Genomic DNA, 21,508 nt, shown 5'->3' with positions numbered 1-21,508 from the left:
CGAGCGGTGACGAACAATTCACAGCGATTCGTCGGTGACTGTTCCGTTGGAGTAGTGAGTCGGCTGGTCCTCGTAGAAGACGCCACACCCTGTCTCCGGTCCACTGCTCGAACTCCCGCACCCACGGAGATCGCCGTCGACATACCGTTCGGTCCGCATCGCGTCTGCAGCATCAGGGTACGGCGTATCGTACTCGACTCGGTAGATGATACGGCCGAGACACTCGTCGTCCTCAACCGACGTGTTGTGCGTCTCGAGGTCGACGCGGTACGTGGCGACTGTCGCATCGTCCGGAGACGGCCGCCGAATCTGGGCGGAGACCTCTGTCTGTGTCGACGTTTCGTTGATCACCCCGACCCAGACGCCGCTACTGCTTGATTTCGAGTACGGAGTCACGTCCTCGTAACACCCGGAATCGACGATTTCGACGGATTCGATCTCGGGGTCTGGTGGTGTCCCATCCAGAATCGACAGGCCACCGGCAGCGACCGCGCCGATGGCGAAACCGATGAGGAGCGCGCCTCCGACGAACACCTTCATATCAAACGCGTCGAATCCGTGGCTTGGTCCCGCATGCGCGCTATCGACGATATCGTCCCTGCGTTCCCCGGAATCAGCCATTAATTTTTGTTGCTCGATGAACACTAAAGGTGTTCTGTCTTTCATCTCCCGACGATTGATTTCCGGAGTCGCACCACGATATGTCGAGTCGGCCAGTCGGCCACGGACTGTACACTTTTGGCTCCCCGGACCCCATATCGGGACGTGCAAGCATACGAGCGCAAGCAACTGCTCGAGCGCGTCGAGCGCGACGGTGCGACCGTCGGTGCGGACATCCCGGAGACCATCGAGGTTCAGGGTGAGGAACTCGACCTCCGGACGTTCGTCTTCGAGATCAAGCGCCGCGAGACGGTGCCGGCCGGCGAACGCGACCGCGTCGAGCAAGCAAAACAGAACCTGCGGCGTGAACGCAACGAGCGCCTCGAGCTAATCGAGGAAGGAGATATCTCCCGCGAAGAGGGCGAGGAACTCGCCGGGAGCATCATCGGCATCGACCGCGCGTTGAACGCCTTAGAGAGTCTCGGCCCGACGAACCTCGAGCGCGAGCAGAAAGTCCAGCAAGCGGCTGACACGAAGCGCTGGATGTCCTTCCTCAAGAAGGCGCTGGGACAGGACGACGACGCGGGCACACGGAGGGGGCGCTAGATGGCGACAAACGCCGAAATCGCCGGCCGCTTCGAGGAATTTGCGGACCTACTCGAGGCCGACGACGTGGAGTACAAACCACGTGCCTACCGCCGTGCGGCGGAGAACATCCGCGCCCACCCAGTTCCCATTGCTGACCGGATCGAAGCCGGCGACGAAGAAGTTCTCGAGGAAATTGACGGCGTCGGCGATGCGATTTCGTCGAAGATCGTCGAGTACGTCGACACAGGGGCAATCGAGGAACTCGAGGACCTCCATGCCGAGTTGCCAATCGATATCGCAGACATCACCCGCATCGAGGGTGTCGGCCCGAAGACGGCCGGAAAATTGTACCGGGAACTCGGCATCGAAACGCTCGACGATCTCGAGGACGCCGCCGAAGCCGGCGAAATTCAGGAAATCAAGGGATTCGGCCCGAAGACTGAGGAAAATATCCGCGAGAACCTCGAGTTCGCCCGCGAGGTCGGCCAGCGCCACCTACTCGGTGAGGGCCGTCCGCTCGCCGACGACGTGCTCGGCTTTCTGGAGGGACTCGAGGCCGTCGAGCGGTGTGAGGTCGCGGGCTCGATCCGGCGCTGGCGGGAGACAATCGGCGACGTGGACGTCCTCGTCGGCACGAATGCTGGCGAGGACGTAATCGACGCGTTCACCGATTGGGATTCCGTCGACAGCGAGATTGAGTCAGGTCCCGAAAAGGCGAGCGTCCGCGTCGGCGAGGTTCGCGTCGACCTGCGCGTCGTCGTCCCCGAGGAGTTCGGCTCCGCCCTGCAGTACTTTACGGGGAGCAAGGACCACAACGTCACCCTTCGAAACTACGCAATCGACCGCGGGATGAAATTAAACGAGTACGGGGCCTTCGACGTCTCTGGCGTCGACGACGCAGACGGAGGGCAACGCATCGGCGACCGCGTCGCAGGCGAGACCGAGGAAGGCATGTACGAATCGCTCGGCTTGCCGTGGATCCCGCCCGAACTGCGCGAGGACCGCGGGGAAATCGAGGCCGCGGCAAACGACGCCCTCCCCGACCTCATCACGCGCGAGGACATCCACGGCGATCTCCACACCCACACCGAGTGGTCCGACGGCAACACGTCCATCGAGGCGATGGTCGAGGCCGCTGCCGACTTGGGCTACGAGTTCTACGGCGTCGCCGACCACGCCGAAGGCCCCGGTATCGTCGGCGGAATGGGCCTCTCCGACACCGAAATTCTCGAGCAAGTCGAGCAGATTCGTGAAGTCGCCGCCGCAGTCGATATCGAGGTCCTCGCCGGAATTGAGGCCAACGTCGACGCTGCGGGCGAGATCGGCCTCACTGAGGAGGTGATCGACGCCCTCGACGTGATCGTCGCTTCGCCCCACAGCGCGCTCGATCAGGACGCCGAAACCGCAACCGACCGGCTCGTCACCGCCGTCGAAAACCGCGCGGTCGACGTGCTCGGCCACCCCAGCGGCCGCATGCTCAACGAGCGCTCAGGTCTCGAGTTCGATGGCACCGCGCTCGGACGGGCAGCCGCGGAACACGACACGGCCCTCGAGGTCAACGCCAATCCTCGCCGGCTGGATCTGTGGGGCAGCGCCGTTCAGGCGGCCCTCGAGGAGGGAGCACCAATCTCGATCAATACGGACGCTCACCAGCCCTCGACGCTCGAGTACATGCGCTGGGGCGTCCACACCGCCCGACGCGGGTGGGCCGAACCTGCGGACGTGATCAACACTTGGGACCTCGAGAAACTGCGCGAGTTCCTGCACTAACGGCCGTTTCGGCGTCTCTTCCCACCAGTCATGCGAGTACTCCTCGACGTCATGTGCGGCGGTCTCGTTGCGTACCTTCGAATGTGCAACCACGACACCGTCTACGCCGGCGAGCGCGGCCTCGAGTCTGACGACGCCCTCCTGGCACTCGCACGCGAAGAGGATCGAACGGTCGTCACGCGAGATGTCGACCTCGCGGCCCGCGCTGTGGAGTCGCCTGGCTCAATTTTGCTCGAGGCACGCGATGTCGAAGCTCAACTCGAAAAACTCGCTGCAGCCGGCGTTGAACTCGAACTCGCAGACGAGCCGCAGTTTTGCGGGCGGTGCAACGGGGCGCTCGAGGTGGTCACCCGGACGGCGACAACGCCTGAGTACGCCCCGGATCCCGACGAAATAGACGTATGGCGCTGCCATGACTGCGACCAGCACTTCTGGCGCGGCAGTCACTGGGTCCGAGTTGCAGAAACACTTTCGCGGGTGACTGCGAGCGGCACAGACGACTCACTCACTTAGTAGACAGACACGTCGTCGAACCGGCCCTCATAGGCGATATGGTTCGGGTGCGTTGGTTCCGTCCCCGACAAAAAGAGTCGATCTACCTTCTTCCAGGTGTTCTCGTAGCCAAGATGGGCCAGTTCGCTGGCCGTCGTTTCCCAGCGCTCGAGGCCGGTTTCGTGGGCGATCCGGCGTGGCGCGGGGTCGTGGAGGGCCTCGAGAAGGTCCGTCTCAGTGTCGATTGCGGTCTCGAAGACGGTGTAGGCTGTGCCGACTGTCCGCGAGAGGTGGGCGTACGAGGAGGTAAACGGCGCAAGATCGTACTCGCGTGCAAGCGCTCGGGCGCGACGATTGTGAAACGGCAAATGCTTCGGGTTGAACGTCTCGAGAGCGTCGATCATCTCGGCGTACTGTGCGATGTCTGTTTCCGAGAGACACACGGTGGCAAATGTCGGATGTGGCACGAGCACCGCCGCATCTTGTCGGTCGAATTCGGCCATCGCTGCCTCGAGCGAGATAAAGTCCGGAACGGGGTCGGAGAGACCGATTGCGAGGACGTGTTTGCGGTTGCGCCACGAGCCAGTAAAGACCTCGCGTGCGGGGACGACAAGGAGGTCGTCGTCCGAATAGGCCGACGCTTGGTCACGAATTTCGGGCAGGCGTGTAAAATGAGGTGCATAGACGAGTACGTCGAGGCCGGCCTGCTTCGCTCGCTCAACGACAGCCTCATTGAGAATTTTCACGTGGCAATCGACCGTCGCCTTCACTCCGTCGCTCACGCCCCTTCTTTTCGAGACCGGTGAGTTATGGGTTCTGATTCCCCGTTACGTCCAGTACACCACTGACAGCGATTCTGCTCGCTGAAACGTGTTATATCAGACAGGATTACTGCGAAAAGACCATTAGGCCGGCACCGAGATGTGTCGAACGAATGGCCTGGGAATGCGGAATCAACGGCTGTGGGTCGGTGTTCGAGGACGCCGAGTCGGCGATTATCCATCAGGCAACCGAACACGAACGCCCAGAGTGCAAAGTCTGTGGGACTGTTGTCCCTGACGGCTACATCGCAATCCGACACGCGTTCACCGAACACAGCCGCGCCGAATACGTCCGCGCCTACGGTGCGGACTCTGCCGACGTCCGAGAACGGGAAGCACTTCTCGAGGAGATCGAAGACGTCGCTGATCTGGAAGCGATTGCGACCGAACTGAAGCGGTGAGTCATCACTCGCCAGCCCGTGTTCGGTCCGCGTAGTCACTTCGCGCCTTATTCATCGAGCGGTTCCGACGCGGTGCAGTCCCACTCAATCACCGTCAGCGGGCGCGGGTCCTCGTATTCGCCGTCGACCGGACTGGACTGGATCATCCGGTAGACCGTCACTGTCTCGACAGCCTCGCCGTGGGTGTCTACAGCGCGGACGCACGCGTGGTCCGCGTAGTTTCGCGCGATGAGCCCGTTTGTTTCGCCTCGCCCGGAGCTACGAACGTCCTCGAGGTACTTTCGTTCCCGGAACGAGTCGTACTCCGCAGCGGCATCCGGTGGTCGGTCAGCGGCAATATCGCCGCCCTCGAAAGCCTCGACTGTCGACTCGTTTTCGAACCCGGCTTCAACCGTGAACCAGCCGTAGGATTCCGACGGATCCGGCGTGTATAGCCCCCAGCGCTGCTCATCGAGATGCGGTGAGTCAATCTCGGCTGGCACCTCGTAGTCGCTGGCGTGGGTCCCAGCGAACAGGAGCATCCAGACGAGGACGAGCACGCTGGCGATAGTCAGCAACGAGCGGCCGTACGAAATCGCAAACGAGGCCGCCGAGTCATAGCCCCGCTCTCGAAGCGAAGCGAGGACACGCCGTTCGACCGGCGCTCGAGCCAGCGGTCCCAGCGTCGCTGCGCGCGGACGCCAGTTGGCTCTGCTCGAGGGAACCAACCGAGCAAGCGTGTTCCAGAACGGCGTGGACAAAAACGGGACGACCGAGGCCGCAAGGACAAACGGGAACAGGCCGACGGACATCGAGACGAGCATTCCGGCGAACGCGCTCAGATAGATGCCCACGAAACACACCCGCAGCCAGCCGGTCGTCAGCCACAGGCAGAGAATTGAGCCACTCAGCAGGAACACCCAGCCCCAGGTGAGCGCCTCGAGCAACGTTCCGTACTCCTGGAGAGCGTTTCCGAGCAGGATCGTCATCTCGTCGTTTGCGAGTGCAATCCCGACTGCCTCGCCGCTGTACCAGGTGTCACCCTCGTGTTTGAGGATCGCATTCTGGGTGAACACGACCAGTGGTTGGAGCAACAGGGCGGCCGTCGCGAAGCCAACTACTTTTGAGCGCGCGCGGCCCCGTCGGAGCGCATCGAGTGACCACCGTTCGCCGAGTGGAGCAAGGAGAGCGACAAACAACAACACGCGCAGCAGTCGGTCGCCGCCGTTGAGCACCGCTGGATTGCGCGCGTGCAACGAGATCAACAGGACGAGTGAGATGACACCGACGAGTCGCGTTCGATAACCGACGATGAACGCCACCGCAACGATACCGGCGACGACGAACAACAGTTGCTGGAACCACAAATCGCCCGAAAGTGCGTGAAGGGAGAGTCCAGTATATCGGCTGTACGACGACTCGTACAGCGAGACTGGGTGCACACCGGCATTAGTATAATACACCTCGAGGCTGCCTGCGCGGTGGATCAGGTCGGCAAGTAGAATCAGCCCGAGCGAGATCCGGAGGACAGCGAGCGCTCGCGTATCAATTTCGAACCGTGTCCGAACGCCGCGACGAATCGGGAGACACAGCTCCCAGTATCGCATCGCGTACTTGGTGACTGTCTGGTGGGGGACCGGGCGCTCGACGCTCATTGCGAGGGCTGGTCAGCCGACGTGAACTCGAGCACGCGCAGGTGGGACTGTGCGCGCTCAGTGGAGGGTGACGTTCAGGTCGGGCGACACGAATGAGCGTGAGAATCGCGCTCATATATATCTTGTGAAGAACAGACTACTGGTGAAAAATAGTGAAAAACGTCTTCGGTTCTCGGTGTTCGCTCGCCGCTCCTTGCAAAATGTAGTACAAAACGTCCTCGGCGCTCTCCTAACGGATCGCGCCGAGCGAACCGACTCACTACCGCTCGTCGGAATATTCAGCGCGGTGTCACCGCGCTGACTCCTTGACAAGCGCGTTAGCGCTCGTCGCTGTCGAGCACCCGAATCTGGTCGCCCCGAACCGTCACGTGGCTAAATTTTACTGCGTCGGGTTCCATCGCTCCGCTCTGGAACCACTCCTTGCAAAATTTAGTATAAAACTTTCCGACTCGCTATCGCTCGTCGCTGTCGAGCACCCGAATCTGGTCGCCCCGAACCGTTACTGGAATCGGAACCGTCGCCTCGTACAGTTCGACGGTCACCTGGTCTTTGCCTTCGTCGATGCGCTGGACCTGCGCTTTCTCACCTTTGAACGGCCCGGCGATGAGTTCCACGATGTCGCCTTCTGCGATTCCCTCGACGTCTGGTTTCGGCGAGAGGAAATGCTCTACTTCCGAAATGTCGGACTCCCCGGGGACAATAGTCCGGGCGTGGGGAATATCCTCGAGCACGCGATTCAAGGCGGAGTTACCCTCAGCTTCGACCATCACGTACGACGTGAGCGAGTCGGGCGCGAGCGCGGCGTGAATCTCCGGCTCCTCGCGGTTGATAATCATGTCCGCGACAGTGCGTTCTTGGCTCGCGGTCGTCTTGACGGCGAAAATACCCATTAGAGCCCACCACCCGCTGGAAGGACCAGCATGAGCGTGCCAATGATGAAGCCGATGAATCCAACGAATAGGATCCCTGCACCGGCGATTTTCGCTACCTGCGTGAATTCCTCGGTGGTGGGTGTCGTCGCCATTTTTAACACCCGCACGTACGAGGTGAGATCGTACGGAACGTCCATATATGTCTATTCACAGCGGGGCGTCTTTTATCTGTCTTTCGTGTCCGCTGGGTAATTGGATCGAATCACTGCTCGAGACGACCATCTCAGACTGACCGCTCGAGAAGCAGTTGACGGCCAACGAGGCATATCGACGTTGCATACGACGGCCTGCGGCCCAAACCGCCGGCGACCCGATTGGACAGATGGCTGACGACGACCAAGACCGTCAAAACGAACGCGACGCAGAACGCACCGCCGAAATCGAAGACGAACTCGAGCGAATCGACCGCGATCCGGACGAGGCCGACGACGGCGACGACGATCTCGGTACACAGAACGCCCCACGAAACGAGGATCTCGAGGATCTCGAGGACGCAGAAACCGGCGACGAAGCGGACGAAGCAGACGAGTAACGCACAGCGTCAGGGGCCATCAACGGCCGGGCGCTCCTCGAGTTCTAGGTCGACCGTTTCGCGTTCGCCATCGCGGATAACCTCGAGATCGATACTGTCGCCCGGCGAGGTCTCGAGGGCGAGAGACGCTGAGAGTGCGTCTTGATTGGGTATCGGTTCGTCTTCAATGGCGACGATGACGTCGCCCCCAGTTGGAATCACGGTGTCGCCAGTGACGGTTCCCCCGTCCGCTGCCTCGAGGACGCCATCGGCGGGCCCGCCCGGGACGATTTCGGTGACTAAGACGCCGCGGGCCTCCTCGAGGTCGTTGGCGTCGGCGAGAACAGGATCGACTGGCAGGACGCCAACACCCATGTAGGGGTGGGTGTACTCGCCAGTCTCAATCAGTTCGGGAACGACACGGTCGGCCAGTTGCGCCGAAATTGCAAACCCAATCGTCTGGCTCGCACCCGCAAAGACGATGCCGACGACCTCACCCTCGAGGGTGACAAGTGGGCCGCCGCTGTTGCCGGGGTTGAGCGAGGCGTCGGTCTGGATCGCTGCCGGGATCGAAAAGCCGGTTGGACTCGGCAGCGACCGGTCGACACCGCTGACGATGCCCTGGGTGATCGAGGCGTCAAAGCCAAGCGGGTTCCCGAGAGCGAGGACCTCCTGTCCAATCGTCGGCGTTTCCTCGACGAACGAGAGTCCGTCGACCGCGTCAGGAACCTCTTCAGGGTCCAGAACCGCAATATCGCTGTGGGCGTCCGTGCCGACGACTTCAGCTGTTGTCCACTGTTCGTCTCTAAACTGCAGTTCGACCTCGGATGCGTCGCCGACGACGTGGTTGTTGGTGACGACGTAATCGTCCTCGAGGACGAAGCCCGAACCCATTCCTTCAGGGCCCTCGTCTTCCGGGCCGCCGACAGTGACGAGGACAACGTCGTCGATGACCTCTTCGTAGATGTCTGCGTAGCGACCGGCTGTGTCTGCATCTCCGTTCAGGCCGTCAGTGTCATCGGTTCCATCCTGGCGCGTTCGCACCGTCGCTGCTGTGGCTGATGTTCCGAACGCACTCGCCACAACGGTGGCACCAAGGCCACAGAGAACTCGGCGGCGGGAACGGTGTGCCTGCTGGTGGTCCGACATTAGAGCGTTTGACACCGACGAGACGTATAAAACAACGGCCGGAAACGGCTACTCGAGACCGAAATCTGCGTTCTACGCTTCGTCGAAGAGGTCTTCGCCCTCGACCATGTGGTCTGCGACGACATCCATGTCGAGCGTCACGCCGAGACCCGGTTTTTCGGGGATTTCGATGTAGCCGTCCTCGATGACGTCTTCTTCGACTAAGTCCTCCCACCAGCCGAGTTCGTAGGAGTGGTACTCGACAGCGAGCGAGTTCGGAATCGCCGCGCCGACGTGGGCGCTGCCCATCGTCGACACCGGCGAGGCGACGTTGTGCATCGCGACCGGCATGTAGTACATGTCCGCGAGGTTGGCGATTTTGACCGTCTCGCGCATGCCGCCGACTTTCGGCATGTCCGGCGCGATGATGTCGAGGGCCTGCTCTTCGATCAGTCGGCGCTGGCCGTGTTTGCGGTAGACGTTCTCGCCGACCGTAATCGGCGTCGTCGTCGACTGCGTGACCTCCCGTTGTACGTCGTGGTTCTCCGGCGGGACGGGGTCCTCGAGCCACCAGATGTCGTACTCCTCGAGTCGCTCGGCGAGTCGCTTCGCGCTGCCGCCGGAGAACGTCCAGTGACAGTCGAAGGCGACGTCGGCACGCGAGCCGACGCGTTCGGTGACGGCCTCGACAATGCTCGCTTTGTGCTCGATTTCCGGGCCGCGCAGGTGGCGGTTCGCGCGATCTTTCTCGTGGCCCGAGGGCACGTCGAGGTCGAACTTCAGCGCGTCGTAGCCGAGTTCGTCGACGACGCGTTCGGCCTCGTCGGCGCAGGCGATTGGGTCGGCCTCTTCTTCGGTGTGGCAGTCACAGTAGACGCGCATCTCGTCGCGGTACTTGCCACCAAGGAGTTGGTAGGCCGGCACGTCCAGAATCTTGCCCGCGAGGTCGTGCAGGGCGACTTCGATGCCGGAGATGGCGGTGATGGTGACGCCGGCAATCGAGCCCTCGCCGGACATCTTCTGGACGAGGTGCTCGGTGAGTCGGTCGATATCGAGTGGGTTCTCGCCGACGAGGAACGGCTTCATCCGCTCGGTGAGTTCGGGGACGCCAGCGCCCCAGTAGGCTTCGCCGGTGCCAACGACGCCCGCATCGGTGTAGATGCGCACGAGCGTCCACGGGAAGTTTCCGTCGACCATTGTCGTCTGGATGTCGGTAATTTCGACGTCACGGCCGCCCCCGCGCTCGCGCGTGACGTTCATGTTTTCGGCGGACAGCTCCCGCATCGTATACTCCGCGTTCGGATCGTGCAGACTCGAATAATCGACTCCCATAGCCCAAACACTTACTCCAAAGGTAGTAATTGTTTCTATCCTGCCGACTGACTGTCTCGAAGGAGACCCAAGCGGCTCCCCTAGCGACTCGAGAACTCGATGGCCGTCTTGATCACGTCGTCGCCGGTCTCGAAGGCGTGATCAAACTCCTCGAGGCCGTAGACGCCGGTGACGAGGTCGTCGGTGAACCACTCGGGCAACTGCGCGAGGGTGTCGACGGCAGCCTCGAAGTGGCCGCGATGGGAGTTGACGGTCCCGAGTAGCGCCTTGTTGTGAAGCACGAGTTCCTGGTGGAGTCGGCCGCCGTCGACCTCAAAGTCCCAGTCGTCGGGCACGCCGAGGAGGACGCCGACGCCGTTTGGCGCGAGCGCGTCGACCGTCTCGAAGGCGTGTTTCGCGTAGCCCGTGGCCTCGTAGACGAGGTCCATGCCCTCGTACTCGGCGGCGACCTCGGAGACCGGCGTCTCGCGCGAGTCGATGTACGTCCCGCCTAGTTCCTCGATCATCTCGATTGTCGGATCGGGCCGGTCGCGTCGGCCGAGACAGTAGGTGCGCTCGATCTCGCTCGCCTCGAGCATCGCGAGCGTGATCAGGCCGAGCGAGCCGTTGCCGAGGACGAGGCCCGTATCCAGGTGCCAGTCGAACGCCGCCCGTGAGGCGAGTGCGTGCTCGAGTGCCTTCTCGGAGATACTGATCGGTTCGACGAGAAAGCCAAGCGAGGCGTACTCGTCGGGGACGGGCACGAGCGCGTCAGCGGGACTCGTGAAGTACTCCGCCATAAAGCCGTCTGCGCCGACGATCCCGCGTTCGACATACTTGCCTGCTGGTGCCATGTCGGGTTCGCCACGCGCGAAGTACTCGTTGTCGACACCGTTTGGCCGCCGGCGCACGGTTGCCGCGACGATCTGGCCAGCCTCGAGAGCAGTGCCGTTCGGGTCCTCGACGACGCCGACGGCTTCGTGACCGAGCACGAGCCGATCCGCACCATCCGGGAGGTTGCCGTGATGACCTGCGATCACTTCGTGATCGGTGCCGTCGACACCCACGCGGAGGGTTCGAACGAGTGCCTCGCCGGGTTCTGGGTCGGGACGGGGCCGCTCGATGAGCTCTGGTTCGCCAGCCCCCGGTTCCACTGCGATAGCTTTCATAGCGCTACTGAGAACGCCAGCGGTTAAAATATTTACCCAGTTAATAGTAAATAGTTTCCTCGGAGATGTGCGGACTGTTCGCGACCAGATGACGGTACAATTATAGTAGCCACTGCAAGTCACTGCACACCTGATCACCAGACGTGTCGGCGATCAGTGTGTACATAGTTGCAGTTGTTACTATACCACTCCCGTCCAGTCGTCGCCGCCGCTGGGTGACAAATTGAAAAGAGTGGGATAGAAATTACGCGCCACCCGGCGCACAACAGACGTGAGCGCCAGTTACCTCCCAGCGCGACGAATCGTCGACCGAGTTGGCCTCGAAATCCTTGAGATCGGTGTCCGTTGTCCGGTGCAGGGCAAGTTGAAGGACGGCGTGGCGAAGGCCCCTGTAGGTAGCCGGGAGGTCTGCAGCGGCCGTGACGTACTGCTCTTCGGCGACGGGCCAATAGTTCGCCGGGAACGACCCGGCGAGGACGGCAACGAATCATGGGGGATCAGGATGGGACGACCCGTCACCGCTTTCGAACTCACTGCGGTCTCTACGCTCTCTGTCTCTGCGGGTCGACCAATCATATTCGAGCCCTCGCGCGCTACGCTACAATGTGTAGTGTGATACTACGTCAGGATTTCAGTCGTCGGTGTACGACTCCGGACCAGTGGGGTCGCGGTCGTACGCTCGCTCGAGTGCGGACGGGACGGCATCGACGCTGGCCTCGAGCGTCCGTGTGGCGGTGAGTGCGGCCCGCTTTTCGGCCGTACGCTGTTCGATTGCGCGCTGGCCGACCGCGAGGTCGATCTCGAGTGCGCCAGCCGCGGTCGGTACCCGACCAAGAATCGTGACGGGGCCGATCTCGCGCGTATTTCTAACGTGGGTGCCACCGCACGCCGCAACATCCCAGGGCTCACCGCCGTTTCCAACCGTAAAGCCACCGCTGAGTCGACTCGTTCCAGACCCATTCCCGTTCTCGTCGGCGCTGCCGATTGTCACGACTCGTACGCGGCCGTTCTCTTGAGCGCTCTCCTCGGTCGCGTCAGTGAACACAACGTCGTCGCGCTCGCGTGCCTCCGCGAGCGAGATTGTGTCCCACGACACTGGGCGGGACTCCCAGACGACGCGATTGAGTCGCTCGTTCAACGCGAGCAGCGTCTCGTCGTCGACCGCTGTGGTCGTCTCGAGTGTCACCCGAACCGCGTCCTCGCCGTCGAACTCGAGGCCGCCATGTTCGAGGTCCTCGAGCAATTCTCTGGCGGCACCGTAGAGCGCGTGGCTCGCAGTGTGTGCACGCATGCAGTACATTCGAAACGCCCAATCAATCGAACACAGCACGCGCTGGCCGGTTCGAAGCGTAGGTTCCTCTGCTAGAACGTGAACCTGTGTGCCGTCGACGTACTCGACGTCGACAACCTCGGTATCTGCGATGCGACCCTGATCGGCGGGCTGGCCGCCGATTGCCCCGTAGAAATAGCTGCGCTCGAGCCAGACCCGTCGCCCGTCGACTGCCGTGACTCCAGTCTCGAACCGCGTGGTGTAGGGCTCCGCTGCCGCCCGTTGCCCGGTCATCGGTTTGACTGCGTGGGCCGGTACTAAAAGTCTGCTCGCCGAGTGGCGAGCGTCATCGCTCGTCCTGCCGGTCGCGATTACTCCGCGAGTTCGATGTCGAGGCGCTCCTCGAGTGCGTCGATCAGTCCGCCACCGATTCCAGCCTGGGTTGCGCGACCCTGTTCGACGGCGAGGAGGTCTTTCTCGCGTGCGCCGAGTTCCTCGGCGAGTTCCTCACGCTTGAGACCCGCATCCTGTCGGGCCTCGATGAGGCTCTCGCCGTAGTCCGTGACAAGGTACGGCAGCGGGTCGTCGTTGTAGTTCGTCCCCTCTTTTTCCCAGTGCTCGGAGTCGCCATCCCAGACAGGGTTCGCCTTTGCGACGTTCTGGGCCGCCTTCTTCTTGCGATTTTGTTCCTCACTCTGCCCGGACGAGCCAGCCCCAGCGCCGGAACCGGAGCCAGCACCTGAGCCGGACCCGCGCGAACCGCTCTGCTTCTGGTTGTCGTCATGGGGCGCACAATCTGGACAGACCTCGAGTTCGGCACCGGCGACCGAGGCCAGACGGAGCGAGTTGCTTTCGGCACCACAGAGTTCACAGTTCGTTCCACCGCCACTGGAAGACGAACCGGTCGAGTATTTAGCCATGGTAGCTGTTGGCAACTGATGCATTTGAAATCACCGCTCCGTTGAGTCCCCTGTGACCTCACCGCAGGCCCGGAGACAAAGGAAAGGGCTTTTATAATCACACTGGATACGAATGAGTGCGGAAAAGAAAGACACAGCGAGCGTGGGTAGCCAAGCCAGGCCAACGGCGCAGCGTTGAGGGCGCTGTCCCGTAGGGGTCCGCCGGTTCGAATCCGGTCCCACGCATCGCATGGGTGGACGTAGTCCACCAACAGCGAGGCGAGCGCGGAACCGAAGGTTCCGCGAGTTGTTGAACGGGTGCTTTGCACCCGTGAAACACGGTGTAACCGCCGAGCACAACGATGCAGGTGATTTCCCTTCGAGGACATCACCCACGCATAATCCTTTAGGAAACTACACTGGACAGCCGCCGTGCTGTCCGGCTGATTTTCCGTCAATTACGAGTACGAGAGTGACTGCCTCGAGGCTGTACCAAGCGTCACTCCGCCATTGCGTGGCGAGGACAGTAACCGCTTTCCTCCCACAGGCGAATCCTGACACATGGAGTACGTGCCTCGAGAGCGGGTTCGCCCGCTCACGGCGATTCTCAGCGTCGTCTCGCTCGCAGTCGTCTTTGCGGCTGCAGGCGGGCGCATTCCGCCGTCGCTCGTACCGGCCGCGCCCGAGTGGGTCCTCGAGTCGATTCCACACGCCAACGTTGCGATCAGTGCGAGTGCAATCGTGACGATTATGCTGGGTTGGCGAGCGATTCGCCGCGGGAACATTGAGCGCCACCGACTCGCGATGGTCGCCTCGTTCGGCCTGTTCGCGGCGTTTCTAGTGCTGTATCTGTACCGCCTGGTTGCGATGGGTGGCCCACAGTCGTTCCCTGGTCCAGAAACGGTGTATCAGTTCGTCTATCTCCCGCTACTTGCCGTTCATATCTTTCTCGCGGTTGTCTGCATCCCGCTCGTGTACTATGCGCTGTTGCTAGCGAGTGCGTATCCGACCGCAGAATTGCGACGGACCAGTCACGCCCGTGTTGGGCGGTACGCGGCGACGCTCTGGCTCGTCTCGTTTTCGCTTGGAATTGCCGTCTACGTGCTGTTACACGTTGTCTACTGAGAGGGATTCTCGTAGCCAACCGGCTGTTTCTATCAGGGCGTGACGTGGCCGTGAATCGGTTTCAGTAGGCGAATCTATGAATGTCTACGAGCATTCCTATTACCTACGTGACCAGATTCTGGAAGAAGTCACTGAACGTGATCAGGAACAACGCAGCGATGACAATCAGGATCAAAAAGCCAAAGAAGATCAACATCGCCTGTCGTCCGGTCAGCGATTCGCCCTCGAGAAACTCGTCTATCGTCATAGCGGATAGTCGAGTGTTCACCCCTTAAATATTGATACGTTTTGAGCGAATCTGAACGCGCGGAATCTGAACGTGCGACTCGAGTGAAACGCAGGCGCAGGTTAATCGTCGGCGTACATCGGTTGTCCACCGAGTTCCGGCCGATTCACGTCGCGGTCGGTTTCCTCGCCCTCGATATCGTAGGGGTACTCGCCGGTGACACAGCCAAGACAGAGGTCATCGCGGTCGTTCTCGAGCACCTCGGCGACGGAATCGGTCGAGAGGTACGCGAGGCTGTCAGCGCTGATCTCGTCGCGGATATCGGCGGTGGACTTGCCGGCGGCGATGAGTTCCTCGCGGGTGGCCATGTCGATGCCCATGTAGCAGGGAGCAACGATGGCGGGGGCTCCGATACGGACGTGGACCTCCTCTGCGCCACAGTCTTTGAGCAACTGAACGAGTTGTGTGGAGGTGGTTCCGCGGACAATCGAGTCGTCGATGACGGTGACGGTTTTGCCCTCGATTGTGGATTTGATCGGGTTGAGTTTCAGGCGGACGGCGCGTTCACGTTCGTCCTGCGTGGGCATGATGAACGTCCGGCCGACGTAGCGGTTTTTCATCAGGCCTTCGGCGAACTCGACACCGTTGTCGTTTTCGTCGCGAGGGTCGCCATCGGCGGTCGTCTCGCTTGCGGCGTCTGCATAGCCCGAGGCGAACGCGCGTCCGGAGTCAGGAACCGGCATGACGACATCGGTCTCGACGCCGCTTTCCTCCCAGAGTTTGCGGCCGAGATTTCGACGCGCTTCGTAGACGAGCGTCTCGTCGATGACGCTGTCCGGGCGCGCAAAGTAGACGTGCTCGAAGAAGCAGTGGGCTGTGTTCTCCTGTTCGACGAGCTGGTAGGAGTCAAAGCCCTGGCCATCTTCTTGCAAGACGATCAGTTCGCCCGGCTTGACATCGCGAACGAGGTCTCCATCGAGCGTGTCGATAGCCGACGATTCTGAGGCGAGAATGTAGCCGTCCTCGAGTTCGCCGATACAGAGCGGTCGATTGCCCTGTGGGTCGCGAACGCCAAGAATCGTATCGTCGTGGCTGATCGTCAGCGAGTACGACCCGTGGATGCGATTCATTGTCCGTTTGACCGCGCGCACGAGGTCCTCCTCGAGGAGGTTGCGCGCTAAGTCGTGGGCGATGACCTCGGTGTCGCCGTCGCTGGTAAAGGCGTGGCCAACAGCGGCGAGTTCGTCGCGGATCTCGTCGGCGTTGACGAGGTTACCGTTATGTGAGAGGCCGAGTGAGCCGCTTTTGAACGAGACCGAAAACGGTTGTGCACAGCACGAATCGACGGAGCCTGCGGTTGGATAGCGGACGTGGCCAATCCCTGCAGACCCATTCAGTACGTCGAGGTCGTCTTCGTCGAAGACGTCGCCGACGAGGCCCATCTCGACGTGGCTGTGTTGCTGGAAGCCGTCGTGCGTGACAATCCCCGCGGACTCCTGGCCGCGATGCTGGAGTGCATAGAGTGCATAATACAACGGTCGTGCCGCCGCTCGACCGTCAAGTGAGACGCCGACGACGCCGCACTTCTCGGTCATTCCTGTTCGCCGGGGAGTTTCGCCCCGCCCATCAGTCATGGGAGAGTGTAGGGCGCTCGGCAGATAAAAATCCCCGTGTTTGTGCGGCCACCGACGGTCCTCTCGAGAGAATATATCCACGTTTGTGTACACATCTAAGAGTTGCGTTGACCGACGTGTTCGGTGGTCTCCGTCTAGAAAGCGTTACTCTCGATGCGTCAGCAGCCATGTCCGTCACTGTACCTCACTATTTTTCTAGAATAATTTTATACGATATAGTGTGAAATAATCTGCTGCAGTATGCCAAACAACGACTGTGAGACCGACGATTCGGCGGAGAACCGACCCAGCCTCACCGATATGGCACGGAGTGTGACCGACTTCATGCCGGGTGAGAATCGAGCGAGCGAATCCACAACGGGCAACCAGCACGCACTCGGTCGGCGAGGGTACCTGCAGGCCGTCGGGGCTGCTGCGGCGACCGGTCTCGGTGCCGGAGCCATGGCGACCCCAGTTGCTGCCCAGGAAACACTCACCGAGAACCAGCAGACCGAATACGACGGGCACTTCGTCTCGTTCTGGACCGACACCGAAGACTCAGTCTCGATGACGCTCGAGGAGGCCGGCAGTTACAGCGTCGACTGGCAAGACACTGGCAATTTCGTCGTCGGGATGGGGTGGAACCCCGGCGGGCGACGGACAATCGAGTACGACGCCACGCACAATCCGACGGATAACTCCTACCTGTGTCTCTACGGCTGGACGACAGATCCGCTCGTCGAGTACTACATTATCGAAAACTACGGGACGTACCGGCCCGGCGACGAGGAACACGGCAGTCACGAGAGCGACGGTGGCACGTACGATATCGCCACGTCCGAGCGCATCGAACAGCCCTCCATCGAGGGGACGGCGACGTTCACGCAGTACTGGAGTATCCGCCAGAACTCACGTACCAGCGGGACGATCAACATCGGCAACCACTTCGACGCCTGGGAGAGCGCCGGCCTCGAGTTGGGGAGTCACGACTACCAGATCATGGCCGTCGAAGCCTACGGCTATCAGGGCGCAAACAGTGCCTCCGTCTCGTTCAGTGAAACCGACGGCAGTGGCGGTGACCCGGGTGGCGACCCTGGCGGCGACCCAGGTGAGGATCCCGGAGACGACCCTGGCGATGATCCAAGCGATGGCGACACCTGGGATCCGAATCAGACGTACACCGAGGGCGATCAGGTCACGTGGGACGGCACCGTCTGGGAGGCCCAGTGGTGGACCCAGAACCAGGAACCCGGCACCGACCAGTGGGGTCCCTGGGAAGAAGTCGGCGACGCAGACGGGTCCAACGGCGACTCCGGAAACGGAGATACCGGCGGAAACGACGGCAACGGCGGCAACGATGACGGCTCAGGGACAGGTGACGCTGGCGCGTGGGACCCTGACCAGATCTATACCGACGGCGACCGCGTCACACACAACGGCACGACCTGGGAAGCCCAGTGGTGGACCCAAGATCAGGAACCGGGAGCCAGTCAATGGGGCCCCTGGGAAGCAGTCTAACGCACCGTCGGAAAGCCACTGCGAACCGCTAAACTGCCGGTTGTCATTTGCCACCGGCCTCTCAATCGCGCTATCCGGCAGTATCAAGACAGTTCCCTCGAACACCTCGAGTAGACTATGCGACTCGAGGAGTACTGGGGCGTCGGCCCGAAGACCCGGGAGACGTTGCTCGAGGAGTTAGGACAGGAACGGGCGACACAGGCAATCGAGAGCGGAGACGTGCGCGCGCTTGCGGACGCCGGGTTAGCCCGCGGTCGTGCCACGCGAATTTTGCGGCGGGCAACAGGCGGAGACGGTATCGACGTACTGGCGACGAGTGATTCGCGCTCGGCGTACAAGGACCTCCTCGATCTGGCCGCCGAGTACGCCGTGACACAGCGTGCGGCCGACCGTATCCGCGTGTTGACGCCACTCTCCAGCCGCGAAGCGATGACCGACCGTCTCGAGGACGTCCTCGCCGCGCGGGACGCCTGGGCCGACCTCGAAGACGACGACCGCGAGACTGTGCTGACGGCATATGCACACTATGACGAGCGCAACGAGAGCGAACACGCGGCCGTCGAGGCTGCCCTCGCATTGCTCGAGGCGGGCGTCGACTCCGGTCCGTTCGCGGCGATTGCCGACCTCGAGCGCGAGACGCTTACAGATGCGGCGGACGCACTGGGGGCACTCGAGGGAGCCCGCGGTCGGGTTGCACGCGGTGCGGACGACGAACTGGATCGACTCCGGGATGCGCTGGGCGCGGTCGAGGATATGGACGCCAACGCGCTGGATCTGATCGAGGAGTTGCGCTCGGACGCCGTTCGCACTGTCGACCAGTTTCAGGAGGCGTTCGAGGATCACCTGCGGACGGAGACGAACGTGACCGTCGACCGGATCCGCGAGGCGATGCCGACCGACGCGACCGACGCGACTGATTTCGTCGGCACAACGTTGCGAACACTGCGAAGCGATCTCACCGCAGCCATCGACGAGCGCGAGCAGTCAGTCGCAAGCGAGTTCGAAGCGACGCTCGCCGAGGCCGACGACGCCGTCTCGCAGGCCGTCTCCGCGGTCGACGACATTGCATTGCACCTGTCGCTGGCGCGCTTTGCACTCGCCTACGACTGTACGCGGCCGACGTTTCGCGAGGGATCCGATGCCGCCGTCTCCGTCCACAACGCCCGCAATCTCTCCATCGCAGCGACCGACGAGGAGGCAGTCCAGCCCGTGACGTACGCGCTTGGCGAGCACGAACTCACGGAGGCAGATCTCGAGAAAGCCCCCGACGAGGAACGCGTAACCGTCCTCACCGGCGCGAACAGCGGTGGGAAGACGACGCTGCTCGAGACACTGTGTCAGGTCGTCCTGCTCGCGATGATGGGCTTGCCCGTCCCCGCCGACCGTGCCGAAGTAACGCCCGTCGACTCGCTTGTGTTCCATCGCCGCCATGCGAGTTTCAACGCGGGCGTCCTCGAGTCAACCCTGCGCTCGATTGTGCCGCCGTTGTCCTCTGGCGGGCGCACGCTGATGCTGGTCGACGAGTTTGAGGCGATCACCGAACCCGGCAGCGCGGCGGATCTGCTGCACGGACTCGTCCGTCTGACCGTCGAGCGCGACGCGCTGGGGGTGTTCGTCACCCACCTCGCGGACGATTTAGAGCCACTGCCGCCGGAGGCTCGCGTTGACGGTATCTTTGCGGAAGGGCTGAATCCTGACCTCGAGTTGCTGGTCGACTACCAACCCCGCTTCGATACGGTCGGGCGTTCGACGCCGGAGTTCATCGTCTCTCGACTGGTCGCAAACGCCGACGACCGCAGCGAGCGGGCGGGCTTCGAGACGCTCGGCGAGGCCGTCGGCAACGATGTCGTCCAGCGGACGCTCGCGGATGCGCGCTGGAGCGACAGCCAGGCGGAATAACGTTAGTGAGGGCCAACACCGCCGAGTCCGTCGTCTGCGTCCCAGGCATCGTCTGCCAGCAATCGGTCCCGTCGCGGCTCGTAAGCATCTGGCTCATCGAGCGAACGTCCATGTGTGTAGATCGTGCCGTCGTAGTCCTCACAGACGCGAGCCTCGAGATAGGTGCGAGCAGCCCGTCTCGAGAGCGCGCCCATCTCGATGCTATCGCCGAGGACCGTTTTGGTTGCGCGAAACCACGTCCGGACGCGGTGGACATCGTCATCGGGCTCGAGTGAGATGAGCGCGCCACGACCGGCGTCGCGGCCGTCGCCCCACTCGAGCCAGCAGACGACCGAGGCCGTGACCGTGTAGTCGGCTTCGGGTGAGACGACGTACAGCAGTTCGTGAACGCAGGGGTCGAGATGCTCGGCGAGGATGCGGTCTCGAGTAATCGAATCAGCGAGCAGCGAGCCGTCGACTGCGCCATCTGCAAGTGGTGCGTCGGCGGTGATCTCGTCTCTGAGCGAGTCGTCTTGTCCGCCCCAGTGGCTGTAGCGCAGATCGTACAGGTGATCGGGGCGCTCGTAGGCGACGAGTGCGCGATGACCCATCATCGCCTCGCCTCCGGTCGGCTGTGGGTGCTCGAGGTGACGGAGGTCTGCGTGACCGCGACAGTGGCCTTGGTCGCGTAACTTGGGGATTTCAGCAGTCGTCGGGTAGAAGCGCATGTCAGTCCAAGCGGTTTGACTCGAGTCCGAGGCGGCCGCCGCGTGCCAGCAACACAACCCGGGTCGCACGGGTGAGTGGACGATAGTGTGGAACCCATCACCAGCTTTGGCCGCGCCACCCTATTTCAAAGATGGCATCCACCGAGCAAGAACTGACGCGACTCGAGCGCAACGCCAAAACGGCTCCGTCCCCTCTCTCGAGGTGAATGGGAGCGAACACGTACGATGCGGTCATCTTCGATAACGACGGCGTCCTGACGACGCCGACGGAGTACGACGTGCTGGTCCAGGCGATGCAGACGGCACTCGAGAACGTAAGCGAGCGCGAGCCGACAGACGAGCACCTCGAGGAACTCATCAGCCCGAGCGTTGCCTCGCTGCGACAGGTTGCTGAGACGCACGCGGTCGAGCCCGAAACGCTCTGGCACGCTCGCGAACAGGCGGCGATTGCGGCCCAACGCGCCGAAATCACTGCTGGCCGAAAGCGCCTCTACGACGATGTCGCCGCCCTCGAGCGACTCGCTGTGCCACAGGCGATTGTAAGCAACAACCAACACGAGACGATCAGGAACATTCTCGAGCACCTCGCACTGGACGGGTTCGAGGTCTGGTACGGGCGAGAGCCAACGATACAGGGAATCCAGCGCAAGAAACCCAACGCGTACTATCTCGAGTCGGCAATCGACGAGTTGGGCGTTTCGAATCCGCTGTACGTCGGCGATAGCCGGGTCGACGTGACCGCAGCCGAGAAGGCAGGAATCGACGCGGCGTTTATCCGCCGAGAGCACCGCCACGAGTACGAGCTACCGACGACGCCAGCACACGAAATCCACTCGCTCGAGGGGCTCGTCGACCTGTTCTGACGTTCTCGGTTGATCGGGTCCACCAGCAAGA

Annotated in this window: 22 protein-coding genes and 1 tRNA gene; 10 read left to right on the top strand and 13 right to left on the bottom strand. The window is 62.0% G+C overall.

The features are described from left to right. Nucleotides 1-18: 18 nt before the first annotated feature. A complete protein-coding gene (locus B2G88_RS08705) occupies nucleotides 19-621 on the bottom strand; it encodes a hypothetical protein (protein ID WP_054862882.1) in 603 nt (200 codons plus the stop codon). 144 nt (nucleotides 622-765) lie between these two features. On the opposite strand from B2G88_RS08705, the gene B2G88_RS08700 reads away from it, so the two are divergent. The 3 genes from B2G88_RS08700 to B2G88_RS08690 are packed head-to-tail and all read left to right on the top strand — an operon-like array spanning nucleotide 766 to nucleotide 3,471. Then, on the top strand, nucleotides 766-1,206 hold the full coding sequence (locus tag B2G88_RS08700; protein ID WP_054862881.1) for a DUF5788 family protein: 441 nt from the start codon (nucleotides 766-768) through the stop codon (nucleotides 1,204-1,206). Beyond that, the gene (gene polX, locus B2G88_RS08695) at nucleotides 1,207-2,958 is read left to right on the top strand and encodes a DNA polymerase/3'-5' exonuclease PolX (protein ID WP_087714549.1); all 1,752 of its coding nucleotides are present in this window, start codon (nucleotides 1,207-1,209) and stop codon (nucleotides 2,956-2,958) included. Between the two features lie 30 nt (nucleotides 2,959-2,988). Then, nucleotides 2,989-3,471 carry a DUF5615 family PIN-like protein gene (locus B2G88_RS08690; RefSeq protein WP_054862880.1) on the top strand — a complete coding sequence of 161 codons (483 nt, stop codon included), beginning with the start codon at nucleotides 2,989-2,991 and terminating at the stop codon, nucleotides 3,469-3,471. On the opposite strand, the gene B2G88_RS08685 is transcribed toward B2G88_RS08690, so the two are convergent. Further along, entirely contained in the window at nucleotides 3,468-4,232 is a 765-nt protein-coding gene (locus tag B2G88_RS08685) for a PHP-associated domain-containing protein (protein WP_087714548.1), read from the bottom strand. The two genes, B2G88_RS08690 and B2G88_RS08685, sit on opposite strands and share 4 nt — an antisense overlap. A 152-nt stretch (nucleotides 4,233-4,384) precedes the next feature. Between B2G88_RS08685 and B2G88_RS08680 the strand changes: the two genes are divergently transcribed. Then, a complete protein-coding gene (locus tag B2G88_RS08680; protein WP_054862879.1) occupies nucleotides 4,385-4,672 on the top strand; it encodes a DUF7565 family protein in 288 nt (95 codons plus the stop codon). Nucleotides 4,673-4,719: 47 nt separating this feature from the next. Here B2G88_RS08680 and B2G88_RS08675 read toward each other — a convergent pair whose 3' ends face one another. The 3 genes from B2G88_RS08675 to B2G88_RS08665 all read right to left on the bottom strand — a co-directional run bounded on the left by B2G88_RS08675 (nucleotide 4,720) and on the right by B2G88_RS08665 (nucleotide 7,375). Next, nucleotides 4,720-6,306, bottom strand: coding sequence for an HTTM domain-containing protein (locus B2G88_RS08675; protein WP_087714547.1), 1,587 nt, complete (start codon nucleotides 6,304-6,306; stop codon nucleotides 4,720-4,722). Nucleotides 6,307-6,758: 452 nt separating this feature from the next. Next, entirely contained in the window at nucleotides 6,759-7,196 is a 438-nt protein-coding gene (locus B2G88_RS08670; RefSeq protein ID WP_054862878.1) for a transcription elongation factor Spt5, read from the bottom strand. Beyond that, complete coding sequence (locus B2G88_RS08665; RefSeq protein WP_087714546.1) at nucleotides 7,196-7,375, bottom strand: protein translocase SEC61 complex subunit gamma; 180 nt, start codon at nucleotides 7,373-7,375, stop codon at nucleotides 7,196-7,198. The genes B2G88_RS08670 and B2G88_RS08665 overlap by 1 nt, the downstream gene beginning before the upstream one ends. Before the next feature lie 185 nt (nucleotides 7,376-7,560). On the opposite strand from B2G88_RS08665, the gene B2G88_RS08660 reads away from it, so the two are divergent. Then, entirely contained in the window at nucleotides 7,561-7,770 is a 210-nt protein-coding gene (locus tag B2G88_RS08660; RefSeq protein ID WP_054862877.1) for a hypothetical protein, read from the top strand. 9 nt (nucleotides 7,771-7,779) lie between these two features. Here the strand turns inward: B2G88_RS08660 and B2G88_RS08655 are convergent, their stop codons facing one another. From B2G88_RS08655 to B2G88_RS08635, 5 genes are all read right to left on the bottom strand, one after another. Further along, nucleotides 7,780-8,898 (bottom strand): S1C family serine protease, encoded by a 1,119-nt coding sequence (locus B2G88_RS08655; RefSeq protein WP_087714545.1) that lies wholly within the window; start codon nucleotides 8,896-8,898, stop codon nucleotides 7,780-7,782. A 72-nt stretch (nucleotides 8,899-8,970) separates the two neighbouring features. After that, the gene (locus B2G88_RS08650; protein WP_087714544.1) at nucleotides 8,971-10,209 is read right to left on the bottom strand and encodes a mandelate racemase/muconate lactonizing enzyme family protein; all 1,239 of its coding nucleotides are present in this window, start codon (nucleotides 10,207-10,209) and stop codon (nucleotides 8,971-8,973) included. A gap of 80 nt (nucleotides 10,210-10,289) precedes the next feature. Continuing rightward, nucleotides 10,290-11,357, bottom strand: coding sequence for a glucose 1-dehydrogenase (locus B2G88_RS08645; protein ID WP_087714543.1), 1,068 nt, complete (start codon nucleotides 11,355-11,357; stop codon nucleotides 10,290-10,292). A 631-nt stretch (nucleotides 11,358-11,988) separates the two neighbouring features. Further along, nucleotides 11,989-12,921 (bottom strand): alanyl-tRNA editing protein, encoded by a 933-nt coding sequence (locus tag B2G88_RS08640; RefSeq protein WP_087714542.1) that lies wholly within the window; start codon nucleotides 12,919-12,921, stop codon nucleotides 11,989-11,991. A 77-nt stretch (nucleotides 12,922-12,998) separates the two neighbouring features. Further along, entirely contained in the window at nucleotides 12,999-13,547 is a 549-nt protein-coding gene (locus B2G88_RS08635) for a helix-turn-helix domain-containing protein (protein ID WP_054862874.1), read from the bottom strand. Between the two features lie 140 nt (nucleotides 13,548-13,687). Here B2G88_RS08635 and B2G88_RS08630 point away from each other — a divergent pair. Beyond that, nucleotides 13,688-13,772: transfer RNA gene (locus tag B2G88_RS08630), tRNA-Leu, on the top strand. Between the two features lie 315 nt (nucleotides 13,773-14,087). Then, entirely contained in the window at nucleotides 14,088-14,651 is a 564-nt protein-coding gene (locus tag B2G88_RS08625; protein WP_054862873.1) for a DUF420 domain-containing protein, read from the top strand. Nucleotides 14,652-14,754: 103 nt separating this feature from the next. Here the strand turns inward: B2G88_RS08625 and B2G88_RS19530 are convergent, their stop codons facing one another. Both B2G88_RS19530 and purF read right to left on the bottom strand, forming a co-directional pair. Next, nucleotides 14,755-14,898 (bottom strand): hypothetical protein, encoded by a 144-nt coding sequence (locus B2G88_RS19530; protein ID WP_176393204.1) that lies wholly within the window; start codon nucleotides 14,896-14,898, stop codon nucleotides 14,755-14,757. A gap of 101 nt (nucleotides 14,899-14,999) precedes the next feature. Next, a complete protein-coding gene (gene purF, locus B2G88_RS08620; protein WP_054862872.1) occupies nucleotides 15,000-16,472 on the bottom strand; it encodes an amidophosphoribosyltransferase in 1,473 nt (490 codons plus the stop codon). 279 nt (nucleotides 16,473-16,751) lie between these two features. Between purF and B2G88_RS20175 the strand changes: the two genes are divergently transcribed. Together B2G88_RS20175 and B2G88_RS08610 are read left to right on the top strand one after the other, a co-directional pair. Continuing rightward, nucleotides 16,752-18,008 (top strand): glycoside hydrolase family 11 protein, encoded by a 1,257-nt coding sequence (locus tag B2G88_RS20175; RefSeq protein ID WP_087714541.1) that lies wholly within the window; start codon nucleotides 16,752-16,754, stop codon nucleotides 18,006-18,008. Nucleotides 18,009-18,125: 117 nt separating this feature from the next. Next, nucleotides 18,126-19,907: a MutS-related protein gene (locus B2G88_RS08610; protein WP_087714540.1), complete on the top strand. Its 1,782-nt coding sequence runs from the start codon at nucleotides 18,126-18,128 to the stop codon at nucleotides 19,905-19,907. Between the two features lie 2 nt (nucleotides 19,908-19,909). On the opposite strand, the gene B2G88_RS08605 is transcribed toward B2G88_RS08610, so the two are convergent. Continuing rightward, on the bottom strand, nucleotides 19,910-20,497 hold the full coding sequence (locus B2G88_RS08605; protein ID WP_054862886.1) for a DUF6735 family protein: 588 nt from the start codon (nucleotides 20,495-20,497) through the stop codon (nucleotides 19,910-19,912). Between the two features lie 323 nt (nucleotides 20,498-20,820). Between B2G88_RS08605 and B2G88_RS08600 the strand changes: the two genes are divergently transcribed. Then, complete coding sequence (locus B2G88_RS08600) at nucleotides 20,821-21,477, top strand: HAD family hydrolase (RefSeq protein ID WP_087714539.1); 657 nt, start codon at nucleotides 20,821-20,823, stop codon at nucleotides 21,475-21,477. Nucleotides 21,478-21,508: the final 31 nt, after the last annotated feature.

The organism is Natronolimnobius baerhuensis (assembly GCF_002177135.1).
Lineage (GTDB): Archaea > Halobacteriota > Halobacteria > Halobacteriales > Natrialbaceae > Natronolimnobius > Natronolimnobius baerhuensis.
This window is presented reverse-complemented; position numbering and strand designations above follow the sequence as displayed.

What these genes read in the sequence shown, in the direction of transcription:
- B2G88_RS08705 (WP_054862882.1), bottom strand. Translation starts at nt 621, where the DNA reads ATGGCTGATTCCGGGGAACGCAGGGACGATATCGTCGATAGCGCGCAT.
- polX (WP_087714549.1), top strand. Translation starts at nt 1,207, where the DNA reads ATGGCGACAAACGCCGAAATCGCCGGCCGCTTCGAGGAATTTGCGGAC.
- B2G88_RS08690 (WP_054862880.1), top strand. Translation starts at nt 2,989, where the DNA reads ATGCGAGTACTCCTCGACGTCATGTGCGGCGGTCTCGTTGCGTACCTT.
- B2G88_RS08680 (WP_054862879.1), top strand. Translation starts at nt 4,385, where the DNA reads ATGGCCTGGGAATGCGGAATCAACGGCTGTGGGTCGGTGTTCGAGGAC.
- B2G88_RS08675 (WP_087714547.1), bottom strand. Translation starts at nt 6,306, where the DNA reads ATGAGCGTCGAGCGCCCGGTCCCCCACCAGACAGTCACCAAGTACGCG.
- B2G88_RS08670 (WP_054862878.1), bottom strand. Translation starts at nt 7,196, where the DNA reads ATGGGTATTTTCGCCGTCAAGACGACCGCGAGCCAAGAACGCACTGTC.
- B2G88_RS08665 (WP_087714546.1), bottom strand. Translation starts at nt 7,375, where the DNA reads ATGGACGTTCCGTACGATCTCACCTCGTACGTGCGGGTGTTAAAAATG.
- B2G88_RS08660 (WP_054862877.1), top strand. Translation starts at nt 7,561, where the DNA reads ATGGCTGACGACGACCAAGACCGTCAAAACGAACGCGACGCAGAACGC.
- B2G88_RS08655 (WP_087714545.1), bottom strand. Translation starts at nt 8,898, where the DNA reads ATGTCGGACCACCAGCAGGCACACCGTTCCCGCCGCCGAGTTCTCTGT.
- B2G88_RS08650 (WP_087714544.1), bottom strand. Translation starts at nt 10,209, where the DNA reads ATGGGAGTCGATTATTCGAGTCTGCACGATCCGAACGCGGAGTATACG.
- B2G88_RS08645 (WP_087714543.1), bottom strand. Translation starts at nt 11,357, where the DNA reads ATGAAAGCTATCGCAGTGGAACCGGGGGCTGGCGAACCAGAGCTCATC.
- B2G88_RS08640 (WP_087714542.1), bottom strand. Translation starts at nt 12,921, where the DNA reads ATGACCGGGCAACGGGCGGCAGCGGAGCCCTACACCACGCGGTTCGAG.
- B2G88_RS08635 (WP_054862874.1), bottom strand. Translation starts at nt 13,547, where the DNA reads ATGGCTAAATACTCGACCGGTTCGTCTTCCAGTGGCGGTGGAACGAAC.
- B2G88_RS08625 (WP_054862873.1), top strand. Translation starts at nt 14,088, where the DNA reads ATGGAGTACGTGCCTCGAGAGCGGGTTCGCCCGCTCACGGCGATTCTC.
- B2G88_RS19530 (WP_176393204.1), bottom strand. Translation starts at nt 14,898, where the DNA reads ATGACGATAGACGAGTTTCTCGAGGGCGAATCGCTGACCGGACGACAG.
- purF (WP_054862872.1), bottom strand. Translation starts at nt 16,472, where the DNA reads ATGACCGAGAAGTGCGGCGTCGTCGGCGTCTCACTTGACGGTCGAGCG.
- B2G88_RS20175 (WP_087714541.1), top strand. Translation starts at nt 16,752, where the DNA reads ATGCCAAACAACGACTGTGAGACCGACGATTCGGCGGAGAACCGACCC.
- B2G88_RS08610 (WP_087714540.1), top strand. Translation starts at nt 18,126, where the DNA reads ATGCGACTCGAGGAGTACTGGGGCGTCGGCCCGAAGACCCGGGAGACG.
- B2G88_RS08605 (WP_054862886.1), bottom strand. Translation starts at nt 20,497, where the DNA reads ATGGGTCATCGCGCACTCGTCGCCTACGAGCGCCCCGATCACCTGTAC.
- B2G88_RS08600 (WP_087714539.1), top strand. Translation starts at nt 20,821, where the DNA reads ATGGGAGCGAACACGTACGATGCGGTCATCTTCGATAACGACGGCGTC.